Source organism: Ruegeria sp. BHSC223, from assembly GCF_059613025.1.
Genome location: NZ_JBXWRR010000018.1, coordinates 44,846 through 58,026, shown reverse-complemented (window position 1 = coordinate 58,026; position 13,181 = coordinate 44,846). Strand labels below are relative to the sequence as shown.

At 64.6% G+C, this 13,181-nt stretch carries 11 protein-coding genes; 7 read left to right on the top strand and 4 right to left on the bottom strand.

Features of this window, described 5'->3' with window-relative positions; all coding sequences use genetic code 11:
- From AC2FNY_RS18545 to AC2FNY_RS18520, 6 genes are all read left to right on the top strand, one after another.
- Positions 1 to 108 (top strand): PLP-dependent transferase (locus AC2FNY_RS18545; protein WP_496803362.1); only part of this gene is annotated, 108 nt, incomplete at its 5' end.
- A 166-nt stretch (positions 109 to 274) separates the two neighbouring features.
- Positions 275 to 2,665: a thiamine pyrophosphate-binding protein gene (locus tag AC2FNY_RS18540; protein ID WP_496803360.1), complete on the top strand. Its 2,391-nt coding sequence runs from the start codon at positions 275 to 277 to the stop codon at positions 2,663 to 2,665.
- 150 nt (positions 2,666 to 2,815) lie between these two features.
- A complete protein-coding gene (locus AC2FNY_RS18535; protein WP_234184906.1) occupies positions 2,816 to 3,193 on the top strand; it encodes a 5-carboxymethyl-2-hydroxymuconate Delta-isomerase in 378 nt (125 codons plus the stop codon).
- A 55-nt stretch (positions 3,194 to 3,248) separates the two neighbouring features.
- A complete protein-coding gene (locus AC2FNY_RS18530) occupies positions 3,249 to 4,367 on the top strand; it encodes a THUMP domain-containing class I SAM-dependent RNA methyltransferase (protein ID WP_496803359.1) in 1,119 nt (372 codons plus the stop codon).
- 104 nt (positions 4,368 to 4,471) lie between these two features.
- Positions 4,472 to 5,176 carry a Crp/Fnr family transcriptional regulator gene (locus AC2FNY_RS18525; RefSeq protein WP_496803358.1) on the top strand — a complete coding sequence of 235 codons (705 nt, stop codon included), beginning with the start codon at positions 4,472 to 4,474 and terminating at the stop codon, positions 5,174 to 5,176.
- Positions 5,173 to 5,736 carry a DUF4202 domain-containing protein gene (locus AC2FNY_RS18520; protein ID WP_496803357.1) on the top strand — a complete coding sequence of 188 codons (564 nt, stop codon included), beginning with the start codon at positions 5,173 to 5,175 and terminating at the stop codon, positions 5,734 to 5,736. The genes AC2FNY_RS18525 and AC2FNY_RS18520 overlap by 4 nt, the downstream gene beginning before the upstream one ends.
- Before the next feature lie 8 nt (positions 5,737 to 5,744).
- Here AC2FNY_RS18520 and AC2FNY_RS18515 read toward each other — a convergent pair whose 3' ends face one another.
- The gene (locus tag AC2FNY_RS18515) at positions 5,745 to 6,821 is read right to left on the bottom strand and encodes an NAD(P)H-dependent flavin oxidoreductase (protein ID WP_496803356.1); all 1,077 of its coding nucleotides are present in this window, start codon (positions 6,819 to 6,821) and stop codon (positions 5,745 to 5,747) included.
- A gap of 174 nt (positions 6,822 to 6,995) precedes the next feature.
- Between AC2FNY_RS18515 and AC2FNY_RS18510 the strand changes: the two genes are divergently transcribed.
- Positions 6,996 to 7,880, top strand: coding sequence for a LysR substrate-binding domain-containing protein (locus AC2FNY_RS18510; RefSeq protein ID WP_496803355.1), 885 nt, complete (start codon positions 6,996 to 6,998; stop codon positions 7,878 to 7,880).
- Positions 7,881 to 7,918: 38 nt separating this feature from the next.
- On the opposite strand, the gene AC2FNY_RS18505 is transcribed toward AC2FNY_RS18510, so the two are convergent.
- From AC2FNY_RS18505 to AC2FNY_RS18495, 3 genes are all read right to left on the bottom strand, one after another.
- Positions 7,919 to 8,566, bottom strand: a complete 648-nt coding sequence (locus tag AC2FNY_RS18505; RefSeq protein ID WP_496803354.1) for a Hint domain-containing protein — start codon at positions 8,564 to 8,566, stop codon at positions 7,919 to 7,921.
- Between the two features lie 595 nt (positions 8,567 to 9,161).
- Positions 9,162 to 11,681 carry a hybrid sensor histidine kinase/response regulator gene (locus AC2FNY_RS18500; protein WP_496803353.1) on the bottom strand — a complete coding sequence of 840 codons (2,520 nt, stop codon included), beginning with the start codon at positions 11,679 to 11,681 and terminating at the stop codon, positions 9,162 to 9,164.
- A gap of 96 nt (positions 11,682 to 11,777) precedes the next feature.
- A complete protein-coding gene (locus tag AC2FNY_RS18495) occupies positions 11,778 to 13,133 on the bottom strand; it encodes an aspartate aminotransferase family protein (protein ID WP_496803352.1) in 1,356 nt (451 codons plus the stop codon).
- Positions 13,134 to 13,181 lie beyond the last annotated feature (48 nt).

Sequence of the window (13,181 nt, the reverse complement as noted above, 5' to 3'; positions counted from 1 at the left end):
ATCAGCGACGGGCTGGTCCGGCTGTCGGTCGGACTGGAAGAGGTCGAGGACATTCTGGCCGATCTGGCGCAGTCGCTGGACGCGCCCCAGGTTCAGGCCGCCGCCTGAGGGCGGTGGCGGCCGCGCGCCTCGGGGGAGGGGCGCGCGGCCGCCGAATACCCCTGACCGGACCGATGCGCGGGGCAAACCCGGCGTTGAAATCCCGCGCGACCGGGGCAGGGAGATGATAGACTTCGCCGGACGGGTCTGATCCCGCATTGCAAGGAGAGCGCCGATGAGCACGCCGCAGGACCTTAGCCACCTCAAGACCATCGAACAGCGCATCCTGTGGCTGTCGCACTGGATGATCCACCACGCCAATCACATCCGCCCCAAGGTGGACGGGATCAAGATCGGCGGGCATCAGGCCAGCTCGGCCTCGATGGTGTCGATCATGACGGCACTCTATTTCAGTGCGCTGAGGCCCGAGGACCGGGTGGCGGTGAAACCCCATGCCAGCCCGGTGTTCCATGCCATCCAGTACCTGATGGGCAATCTGGACCGCGCGCGGATGGAGAACTTTCGCGGTTATGGCGGGGTGCAATCCTATCCCAGCCGCACCAAGGATGTGGATGACGTCGATTTCTCGACCGGTTCGGTGGGGCTGGGCGTGGCCGTGACCGCCTTTGCCGCGCTGGTACAGGACTATATCGCCGCCAAGGACTGGGGGCAGGGCGCACCCATGGGCCGGATGGTGGCGCTGGTGGGCGATGCCGAGCTGGACGAGGGCAATGTTTACGAGACCCTGCAAGAGGGGTGGAAGAACGACCTGCGCAATTGCTGGTGGATCATCGACTATAACCGCCAGTCACTGGACGGGATCGTGCGCGAGGGTCTGTTCGAACGGGTCGAGAAGATTTTCGACGCCTTTGGCTGGGACGTGGTGCGGATCAAGTATGGCGCGCTGCAACGGGCGGCATTTGCCGAACCGGGCGGTGACAAGCTGCGCGACTGGATCGACGCCTGTCCGAACCAGCAATATTCGGCGCTGACCTTCATGGGCGGCGCGGTCTGGCGCAAACGGTTGATGGAGGATCTGGGCGATCAGGGCGACGTCTCTGCCTTGCTTGACCGGCGCAGCGATGAGGAACTGGCCGCGCTGATGGAAAACCTGGGCGGCAATTGCGTGGCCACCATGGCCGAGACATTCGCCGCAATCGACCATGACCGGCCCACCTGTTTCCTGGCCTATACGGTCAAGGGCTGGGGCACGCCGATCGCGGGTCACAAGGACAATCATGGCGGGCTGATGAACAAGACCCAGTTTGCCGCCTGGCAGGCCCATATGGGCGTGCCCGAGGGGCAGGAATGGGAGCCGCTGGCCACCGTCGCCGACCCCGGTGCGCTGCGCGCCTTTCTGGACGGTGTGCCGTTTTTTGCCAAGGGGCGGCGGCGGTTCTCCGATGCCCGCCTTGCGGTGCCGGGGATCGAGATTGCGAGCGACCGCGAGATTTCGACCCAGGCGGCCTTTGGCAAGGTGCTGGACGATCTCAGCAAGGGTGACAGCGAGCTGGCGGCGCGCATCGTCACCACCTCGCCCGATGTGACTGGCACCACCAACCTCGGCCCGTGGGTGAACCGGCGCAAGCTGTTCGCGCGCAAGGATCAGGCTGACGCGTTTATCGAGCACAAGATCCCCTCGACCGCGAAATGGGAGTTCACGCCCAAGGGCCAGCATATCGAGCTGGGTATCGCCGAGATGAACCTGATGCTGCTGTTGGGGGCGGCGGGGCTGAGCCATTCGCTGTTCGGCAAGCGGCTGATCCCGGTCGGTACGGTCTATGACCCGTTTGTGGCGCGCGGCCTCGATGCGCTGAACTATGCCTGCTATCAGGATGCGCGGTTCTTGCTGGTGGGCACGCCCTCGGGCGTGACGCTGGCCCCCGAAGGGGGGGCGCATCAATCCATCGGCTCTCCGCTCATCGGGATGAGCCAGGACGGGTTGGCCGCGTTCGAACCCGCATTCGCCGACGAGCTGGCGGTGATCATGGAATGGGCGTTTGACTATCTGCAACGCGATGGCGAGGGCGACCCGGACGAGCGCACCTGGCTGCGCGACGAGACCGGGGGCAGCGTCTATCTCAGGCTCTCGACCAATCCGATCGAGCAGCCGGGCAAGCGGGTGGACGATGCCTTTCGCCAAGGCGCCATAGACGGCGCCTATTGGTTGCGCAAGCCCGGGCCCAATGCCGAGGTGGTGATTGCGTATCAGGGCGCGGTGGCGCCCGAGGCGATCCGCGCCGCCGGCCTGCTGGGCGAGGCACGGCGCGATGTCGGTGTGCTGGCGGTGACGTCGGCGGACCGGCTGAACGCCGGTTGGACCGCCGCGCAGCGGGCGCGGGCACGCGGCAACCCGGCGGCGCTGTCGCATATCGAACGGCTGATGGGCGAATTGCCACCGCATTGCCATCTGGTGACGGTGATCGACGGGCATCCGGCAACGCTGGGCTGGCTGGGATCGGTGGCCGGGCACCGGACCATCCCGCTGGGGGTCGAGCATTTCGGCCAGACCGGCACCATCGGCGATCTCTACCGCCATTTCGGCATCGACGCAGGCGCGATTGTCGGGCGGGTCGAGGGGCTGACCGCCGGTCGTCCGGGCCAACCCGCGCGGCTGGTCGGATAGGGCTTGCGCCCGCCTGCCGGAGAGTGGTTAACCTGTTATGTGCACCGGCGTGGGTCAAGGGGGCAGGGATTTAAGGAAATCCCTGCTCACAGGATTTCACTTGAAATCCTGTGCCACCGCGCCGCCTGACCCTGGTGCGAGGAGGAGGCCATGCCGCATTTCATCGTCGAATATTCCGGCAATCTCGAGGACGCGCTGGATATCGGTGCGCTTTGCGAGGTGATCCGCGCCACCGCCGCGGGGATCGACACCTTTCCCATGCCGGGCATCCGGGTGCGCGCCTTTCGCGCCGATCACTGGGCTATTGCCGATGGTGACCCCAAGCACGGGTTCATCGACATTTCGATCCGCCTGCGCGCGGGCCGCGCGCCCGAGGTGAAACAGGCCGCTGCCAACAAGGTCTTCGAAGCGGTCCGCGCCTTTGTCTCCCCGGTGATGGCACAGCGCTCGCTGGCCCTGTCGCTGGAGATGCGTGATATCGACCCGGACCTGTCGCCCAAGACCGGCTCGATCCGCGATCACCTCTGAACCCGGTTCAGAGATTGCCCTAGCCCCTCTGCCCGTTCCGCTGTAATCCCCGGGGATGGACAAGACGCAAAGCTATGACATTTTCCTGATGGCGCCGCCGGGGCTGGAACAGCCTCTGGCCGAAGAGGCGTCCGAGTGCGGCTTTGCCGAACCGCGCGTGGTGCCGGGCGGGGTCGAGACGCGCGGGCCCTGGTCCGAAGTGATGCGCGCCAATCTGGTCTTGCGCGGTGCGGGCCGGGTGCTGGTGCGGATTGGCGGCTTTCCGGCGGTGCATCTGGCGCAGCTCGACAAGCGGGCGCGCAAGTTTGCCTGGGGCGATTTCCTGCGCGCGGATGTGCCAGTTCGGGTCGAAGCGGTCAGCCGCAAGTCCAAGATCTATCACGCAGGCGCCGCCAAGCAACGCGTCGAACGCGCCCTTGCCGAGGAACTGGGCGCCCCCATCTCGGATGAGGCAGATATTCGCCTGATGCTGCGGATCGAGCGCGATTTCTGCACCTTCTCGATCGACACCTCGGGCGAGGCGCTGCACAAGCGCGGCCACAAGGAGGCGGTGGGCAAGGCCCCCATGCGCGAGACCATGGCGGCGCTGTTCCTGCGCCAATGCGGGTTCGACGGGGTCGAGCCAGTGCTCGACCCGATGTGCGGCTCGGGCTCATTCGTGATCGAGGCGGCGGAATGGGCGGCCGGGCTGGCGCCGGGGCGCACGCGCAGCTTTGCCTTTGAACAGCTGGCGGGGTTCGATGCCGCCCGGTGGCAGGCGCTGCGCGCCGCGGCGGGCGCGGGTGGCAGGCCCGAGAGCCTGTATTGCGGTTCGGACCGCAACGCCGGCGCCATCGAGGCCAGCCGCGCCAATGCGACCCGCGCGGGCGTCAGCGATTTCTGCGCGTTTCATCAACGCCCGGTCAGCGATATCCGCCCGCCCGAGGGGCGTCCCGGACTGGTCATCGTCAACCCGCCCTATGGCGCGCGGATCGGCGATCAGGCGCGGCTGCGTTCACTTTACGGCAGTCTGGGCAAGGTGCTGATGGAACGCTTCAGCGGTTGGCGTGTCGGGCTGATCACCTCAGAGATGAGCCTGGCGCGGGCGACCCGGCTGCCGTTTAAGGCGCCCGGCCCGATGGTCGATCATGGTGGCATCAAGGTGCGGCTTTACCAGTCGGCCCGGCTGCGCTGATAGCGCTGACAAAGCTGCTTGACGCGCGCGGAGACAAAAGGCAGATGCGTCGCGCGGGCAACCGGTCTAGTCTGACCCCAAGTCGCCCGAGACAGGAGAGACCCGTGGCCCACGAGGCGCAGAAAGCCATCGCGCGCAATTCGCTGCTGATCCGGTCGTTGCCGGAACAGCATGTGGACGCCTTGTTGAATCAGGCGGTCTGGCGCAGCTATGACCGGGGCGAGACGCTGTTCCTGCAAGAGGAAAAGGCGCAGGCGATCCATGTTGTGATCGACGGCTGGGTCAAGCTGTTCCGGATGACGCCGACCGGGTCCGAGGCGGTGGTGAGCGTGTTCACCCGGGGCGAAAGCTTTGGCGAGGCGGTGGCGCTGCGCAACATGCCCTATCCGGTCTCGGCCGAGGCGGTGACCCCCTGTCATGTGATGCATATCCCCAGCCCCGTCTTTGTCTCGCTGATGCGGCGCGACCCCGAGATCTGTATCTCGATCCTGGCCACCACGTTTGGCCATCTGCATTCGCTGGTGGCGCAGCTGGAACAGCTCAAGGCGCAGACCGGCGCGCAGCGGGTGGCCGAGTTCCTGCTGGAGCTGTGCGATTGCGCGGATGGCCCCTGCGAGGTGACACTGCCTTATGACAAGATGCTGATCGCGGGCCGTCTGGGCATGAAGCCCGAAAGCCTGAGCCGCGCCTTTTCGCGGCTCAAGGCGGCGGGGGTGACCGTTCAGCGCAACCATGCCGAGATCGAGGATATCGCACTGTTGCGCGACTATGCCGAAAGCGATCCGGCCGATAGCTGGAGCAAGTCATGACGACCCGGTTGCAGGCGGTCCTGGCCGCCATCGACAGCGCCAACAGCGCCGATCCCCGGCTGGACGAGGGGCGGCCCGAGGCGCTGCTTTACGGCGAGCGAATGAGCGCCGAGCTGGCGCGGCTGGTGCCCGATGCGCCGGGTGTGTTGCAGATCGCGGCGCGGGGACAGCATGTGGAGCGTTGGAAACTGGCGCGCGCCACATATCCCGAGGGCCGCGCCGGATATCTGGCCTGGCGCCGGGCGCAGGCGGTGCATCATGCCGAGGTGGTGAGTGGGCTGATGTCCGAGGCCGGATACGGCGCCGAAGAAATCGCGGCAGCGGGCCGGATGCTGCGCAAGGAAGGCATCAAGCGCGACGCGCTGGTGCAGGCGCTGGAGGATGTGATCTGTTTCGTCTTCCTGCGCTGGTATTTTGCGCCCTTCGCGGCCAAGCACAGCCCGGATAAAGTACAGGACATCGTCGAAAAGACCGCGCGCAAGATGTCGGCGCCCGCGCGTGCGCGGGTACTGGAGGAATTCGACCTGCCCGCTGATCTGGCCGCCGCTTTCACGGGCTGAGCCGGGCCTCAGCCGTAGCGCGCCGCGCTGGCCAGAGCGGCCTGCATCTCTTCGATCAGGTGTTGCATCAGCTCGGCCGTCGACAGGCGCCGCGCCAGACCCAGCCCCTGACCGGCCCAGAGCGACAGGAAATCCGGGTTCTGCTGCTTGGCGGCCTCGGCGCGCAGGCTGCGGGTCAGCGCGTTCTGATAGGGAAAGTCGAGCAGGCGGTCGGGCATCGCCTCGCCATCGGCGATGACGCGGTTGCGGATGCCGCGTGCGGGGCGCCCGGAAAAGGCGCGGGTGAGGGTGGTGTCGGTCTCTTTGGCGGTCAGGATCGCCTGTTTATGCGCCTCGGGGATACCCGCCTCGGTCGTGGTCAGAAAGGCGGTGCCGATCTGTGCCGCGCTTGCCCCCAGCGCCAGCGCGGCGGCAATGCCGCGCCCGTCGGTGATGCCGCCCGAGGCGACCACCGGCACGCCGACAGCCGAGACCACTTGCGGCACCAGCGCCATGGTGCCCACCATCGCGCGGGTCAGATCGGCGCCGAACCCGGCCCGGTGGCCGCCCGCCTCGGAGCCCTGCGCGATCACCGCATCGACGCCCGCCGTCTCGAGCGCCTGCGCCTCGGCGACGCTGGTGGCGGTGCCCATCACCAGCATGCCGCGCTGCCGGGCGCGGTCGATGACATGGTCGGGCATGATGCCAAAGGCAAAACTGAAGACCGAGGCGCCGCTGTCCAGCACCTGCTCCACCTGCGCCTCGAAATCGAACTCGGCCCCGTTGATCGTGCCGGGCGGGGTGATCCCCAGCGCCTGGTAATGCGGACGCACGAAATCGAGCGCGGGGCCTGGATCGGCGGGAAAGGGTGGCGGATCGAACGGCGCGAACAGGTTGACGGCAAAGCCCGCATTGCTGCCCTCGCGCACGCGGGCGGCATTGGCGCCGATCCGGTCGGGTTGCAGATAGGACACCCCCATGCTGCCCAGCCCGCCGGCCTTGCCCACCGCCATCACCATCTCGGGCGTGTCGCCGCCACCGGCCATCGGCGCCTGGATGATCGGATGGTCGAGCGCCAGACGCTCCATCAAGCTGTTTCGGTACATGTCGGACCCTGCCTTGCTGGTGTTGCCCTGATACTAGGCCCGATTGTCGCCGGAACCCAATGAAGAGCTGCGATCGGAGCTATCGGGGATCGAGATATCATTGGCAGGAAACGGCGGCTGCGCTATCTTTGTTTAGAATGCCACGGGTCATGATCAATCTGGAAAAGTGAACGCATGGATATTGCCGATCTCCGTTTCTTCGACTGTGTGGCGCGTGTGGGGAACATGAACCGCGCGGCGGCCGAGCTGAACACGGTGCAGTCGAATGTCACCAACCGCATCCGCAATCTGGAACATGATCTGGGGGTGGTGCTGTTTCATCGCCACAGCCGCGGGGTCGTGGTGACGGCGGCGGGCGAGGTTCTGTTGCCCTATGCGCGTCAGGTCATGACCCTGCTGGCCGATGCCCGTAAGGCGATGACCCAGGATGGCGCGCCCGAGGGGCCGCTGAACCTGGGGGCGCTGGAAACGGTGCTGGCGCTGCATCTGGCGCCGGTTCTGTCCGAGTTCGCCGGGGCGCATCCGGCGGTGGACCTGTCGATCCAGACCGGAACCAGCCGCGAACTGGTCGAGATGGTGCTGGCCCATGGGGTCGAGGGGGCGCTGGTCTGCGGGCCGGTGGCGCATCCCGATCTTGAGGCAACGCCGGTGTTTCGCGAGGATTTGTGCATCGTGGCCCGGCGCGACGGGCGCAGCCTGGGTCAGGTTCTGGGCGCGCCGGGGGTGCGCCAGCTGGTGCTGCGGCTGGGCTGTTCCTATCGTCAGCGGCTGGAGGATGTGCTGGCGCGGCGCGGTGTGGTGGGGGTGCGGACGCTGGAATTCGGCACGCTCGACGCCATTCGCGCGGGCGTTGCGGCGGGGGTCGGGATTACCCTGATGCCGCGCCGGCTGGTTACCCGTGTCTGGGGCGAGGCGGGTCTGGCCCTGCACCCGCTGGAGCCGGGCGAGGCCGAGGTGACCACCGATTTCATTCGCCGCAAATCCGCCTATGTCTCGCCCGCGCAACGGGCGTTTCTGGAGGCCCTGACGCGCGACCCGCCGATCCGCATGGCGGGCTGAGGGTGGAACGCGGGGCCGGGTCCATCATTGAACCGGTTTCATAGTCTGATTTCGCAGGCCTGTCCGAACGGCTGGTTCTGATTGAACCCGTGCAGCAAGTATTCGAGCAACGCCCCGCCCTGGACGCAATAGCGCTCTGTCGAGACGGGGTTCATCAGACCCAGGTCCAGCGTTCCGGGAAAATGGGCAAAGGACAGCAACAGCGCCCCGCCCTCTACATAGATGATCTCGTCATCGTTGAAATGCAGCTTTATCACCTCGGCATAGGTGGTCGGCGTCAGGCGCGTTACACCTTCTACGCCGTCCAAGGTAATAGCGGGAACAACGGCAAACGGGTCCCCGAGCAGCAATTCGGCGGTGTCGCTTTCGATCATCACCGGTTGATTGGGCAGCATGACCATCTCACGCGTGTTACCGATCACTCCCGGTGCGATGGCCAGAAGGGGTGCCGATCTGGACATCGCGATGCGCTCTCTGGTCACGGCCGTGACCGGTCTTGGCCCGCTGTCAAAGGTTGCTACCAGATCGCCGGCGGCGATTGCCTCGACCGGGCGCCAGCCAAGGTTGGTCGCAATCCGCGTGCCGGGCAGAAAGCCGGTGAAAACATCGGGATCATACGAGAGGGTGCGGTCGACCGCGTCCTGATCGAACCCGAGGAATTCGCCCAGACGCCGGACAATCGACAAGCCATCAACCCGCAGGGGTTCAGGCCGTGTGTTACAGTCGAACGGGCCGCTGCCATGCGACAACGGAATCCCCGGTAAAGGAACGGTCTTGCAACATTTGCTCTGCCTCGTTTTTTTAATCAGACTACCGGCGGAGGATGTCGCAGCGTTAAGGTTTTCGACGCGTTACCCCCCGATGCGCATCGGGGGCAGATCGAAGGATCAGGATGATTACGTCCAAAAGATCACATGGTATCGAAAGCGGCGGGCCAGGGATTTCAATACCGTAAGACAGCTATCTTGCGATAGGGCCGATGTCTGAAAGACAGCCATTGTCATCCCAATGACGGTTTGCCCTATAGCGTTGACCGCGCAACAATTCTTTCGGGTGGTTGGGCATTCCGGATGTATCGCGCATTCTGATCTCAGAGAGGAAATAAACCCAAATGCTCAAGTCATTCTTGCGCAAGCAAGATGGGTTCGCGTCTGTCGAATTTGTCGTTCTGACCTGCCTTGCCCTGTGCTTCGCCGCGTACATCGTTGATGTCACTTCGGCGCATGCCGACAACCTCCCTGTGAAGACTGTAAGGGGAGATCGTGGTTCCGAAAGAAATGATCAATCCGCATCGGCAATAACGCCCTGTAGCGAGACGACAGAGCGGTCCAGCAGACGGCCAATTTCCGATAGCTGTTCCCCGGACGGCGGAGAGTTGTGACGGGCGGCCTGAAGTTCGAGGTCCTGCAGACGCGCGACCAATGCTTCGGCACCGAGAATGGCGGCGGTCCCCTTGAACCGGTGCAGTTCCGATGCGACTGCCGCCAGATCCTGTTCCCTGCGCTGTGCCAGATTGGTTACCCGGTCCAGGCTTTTCCGGCCATCGCCGAGAAAGGCGACAAGAAGATCGGCTGTCTTGTCGCGACCAAAAGTCAGTCGCATCTCTGTTATGTTCGCCGGATTGATCAGCGCGGCCTCGTTTGTTTCAGGCCCAGAGGGGGCGGGGGCCTGCCCGCTTGCCGCCGAGGCGATCTCTTCAACCAGCGCCTTGAACGAAAACGGTTTGGCGATGACGCGGTCGAAACCCGCCTCGACAAAGCGTTTCCGGTCGTCGGCAAGCACATGGGCGGTGACCGCAAAGACCGGCGTATCCTTTGAAAGGCCATTTCCCTTGCGGATCAGGTGCAAGGCGTCGACGCCGCTGATGCCCGGCATGCTGATATCCATCAGGATGCAGTCGAAACGCTGCTGAGCTGCCAGTTCGACCCCCTCAAGGCCATCGCTGGCCATCGTCACCTTGATGTTGGATGCCGCCAGCGCCTCGCCGATCACCATCCGGTTGATCTCGTTGTCTTCGACCACAAGAACGTCGAGCGCCTCGAGAGAGGCGCCGTCGGCAGGCTCGGCGATGGCGTTGCGTGCCGGATTTTCCGTGTCTGGCGCCGGTTCCCGCGCACGGATCAGAGGGATTCGGAACCAGAACGTACTGCCCTCACCGGGGCTGCTTGTGACCCCGATACTGCCGTTCATGGCAGCGATGATCCGACGCGTGATGCCCAGCCCCAGACCGGTGCCGGAACTGAGATGCGAAAAGGACGCGTCTTGTGTAAAGAAATCGTCGAAGATGCGAACCTGGTCGTCCTGCGCGATGCCGATACCGTCATCCTGCACGCGAAACTCCAGCTCGCCGGTGGCGGAGTGGACGAGAACCCTGAGGGATATCGTGCCGTTATGGGTGAACTTGGCCGCATTGTTCAGCAGGTTGACCAGCACCTGCCGCAGGTGATGCGCGTCGACCTCGACATATCCCAATTCTGCCGGGAAAGCGGACAGAGACAAGGCGTTGCCGTTCTTTGCTGCGAGAATGCGCTGCTGGTCGATCACGCCCGAGACCAGTTCGTGCAGGTCGCAGACCGCGGCTTCGATGCGCAGGTGTTTCGAGGTGTTGCTGGCCACCTGAAGAACGTTGTTGACGTGATGAAGCAATGTCGCGGCGGCGTTCTCGGTGACCCGCATGTAGCGCAGCTGGGTTTCGGTCAGTCTGGTGTTCCCGAGCAGTTCGAGCGCCGCCATGATTCCGTGCAGGGGCGTGCGCATCTCGTGGCTCATGGTGTTCAACAGCCGCTCCTTGGCGCGTTCCCCGGCCAATGCGATGTGGTGCGCCTCTCTCAGTTCGCCTTCCTTTTCCAGGTCGAGGGTAAGGTCACGGATGTAAGCTACGAAGATGCGGCCATCGGGACCGTTGCCGCTGGAAAGCGAGATCTCGACCGGAACCTCGGTCCCGTCGCTGCGCAAGGCGCGTGACCGGTTGCCCTTGCGTCCGATGAGCGTGGCATGCCCGGTTGCAAAGTACCGGTGCACGCCGGCCTTGTGTGCCCTGCGCAGATCGCGCGGGACAAGCAGCGTGCCGACATCGGCGCCGATCGCCTCGGCCCGGGAAAAGCCGAATGACGCTTCGGCTGCCATGTTGTATTCGATGATGCTCATTTTCTTGTCGCTGACGACAATCGGAACCGGCGAAGTCGAAATGACCGAGGAAAGCCGGGCGCCCGTCATCGCGGCCTCGTACATCGAGCGGCGCAGCTTTCGGCTCGTGTTCCAGACTATCAGGATCACGCCCGCAAGCAGCAGGAACAGCAACAGGGTGGAAAGACCGGCGATGGACAGCGCCGACAGGACGTCGCGCCGGCCACGATCCGATTGCAGTGTCGAAACCGCAACCCCGGAGAGGGAGAGATTGCGCAGATGCGCGCCGATCGTTCGCGTTTCACGGGTGAATTCCGCCCATCGGTCAAGCAACTCCACATCGCTTGCGTCGATGATCGGGACAGCCCAGTCGAAATAGCGTTGGATGGCGTCAAAGGAACCCGCGGATCGGGGGTTTTCGCGGACCTCTGAATAGAGCGGGCTTTCGGATATGGTTGCGATCCGGCTGTAGAGCACGTCGAAATTGCGTCTTACCGCGTCGATGCTGTCCTGTGCCCCAGGTGCTGCACCCTGGGTGAGCAGGGTTTCGACCTCGAGCCGGAATTGCAGGTATTCGACTTCGGCCTGGGCCAGGTTCCAGGGGATATTGTCGGAATCCGCGCGCCGAAATGCAGCGAACTGGTTCACCACGCTGACCGTGCTGACCACGACCATGCCGCGATGCTTGCCCTCGAGAACGGTTTTTCCTGAACCGTCCTGTCGAGGATGCCGCCCGGCTAACTTGTTGATGCGATCGATGGGTCGCGGTGCTCAACCCAGCGCGGTAAAGCCCGCATCGAGCGCCGACAGGATGTCCGCGACATCCTGTTCGCTCAGCACCAGCGGCGGCGACAGGATGATATTGGGGCCCGAGATCCGCAGCATCACCCCGGCCCTGTACGCCGTCTCGTAGACGGTGTTCATCGTGGCGGCGTTGGCGGGGGCCTTGCTGGCGCGGTCGGCGACCACCTCGAGTGCCGCCATCAGACCATGACCGCCGCGTACATCGCCGATCATTTCGTGTTTCGCGGCCAGCGCTTGCAGGCCGGAATACAGCTCGGCCCCGCGCGCGGCGGCATTGCTGGCGACATCCGCTTTCAGCGTTTCCTTCAGGCAGACCACCGCCGCAGCCGCGCCCACCGGGTGGCCGGAATAGGTATAGCCGTGGCTGATTGCGCCCTTGCCGCTGGTATCGCCTTCGAACACCTCGGTCATCCGTGCGCCGATCAGCACCGCGCCAAAGGGGAAATAGCCGTTGGTGATCGCCTTGGCAGTGCACATCATGTCCGGCTGCACCCCCCACAGGCGCGACCCCGACCAGGCGCCGGTGCGGCCGAATGCGGTGATCACCTCGTCGGCGATCAGCAGGATGCCGTTGCGGTCACAGATTTCGCGTACCATCGGCATGAAGCTTTCATGCGGCGGGATCACCCCGCCCGCGCCCAGGATCGGCTCCATGATGAAGGCGGCGATCGTCTCGGCCCCCTGAAAGGCGATCTCGTCCTCCAGCGCCTGCGCGCACAGCTGCGCCAGCCGCGCCGGATCGGTCTCGTTGAACGGGTTGCGATAGATATAGGGGGCGGGAATATGGAAACAGCCCGGCAGCAGCGGTTCGTAATCGGTGCGGAACTTGTTGTTGCCATTGACCGAGGCGCCGCCGAAATGGGTGCCGTGATAGCCCTTTTTCAGCGACAGGAACTTGGTGCGCTGGGGCTGTCCGCGCAGCTTGTGATACTGCCGCGCCAGCCGCAGCGCGGTCTCGACACTGTCCGAACCGCCCGAGGTATAGAACACGCGCTGGATGCCTTCGGGGGCGAAGAAGTCGCACAGGTCATAGGCCAGTTCGATGGCGGCATCGTTGGTGGTGCCGCGGAAGGTCGAGTAATAGGGCAGGCTGTCGAGCTGCCCGGTTATCGCCTGTTTCACCGCGTCGTTGGAATAACCCAGGTTGACATTCCACAGCCCGCCGACCGCGTCGATCGTCTCGTGCCCGTCGATATCGCGGATGCGGACACCGGAGGCACCGGTGATGATCTTGGGCGGATTGGCCTGGGCATCGGCGGGATGAGTCATCGGCTGCCAGAACTGGCGGGCGTTGTTCTCCTTGATGAAATTGGCGGTTTTCATCGGTTCCTCTCCCTCGTGTCGCGGCAGGTCTCTTTGGCTCATGCTTGA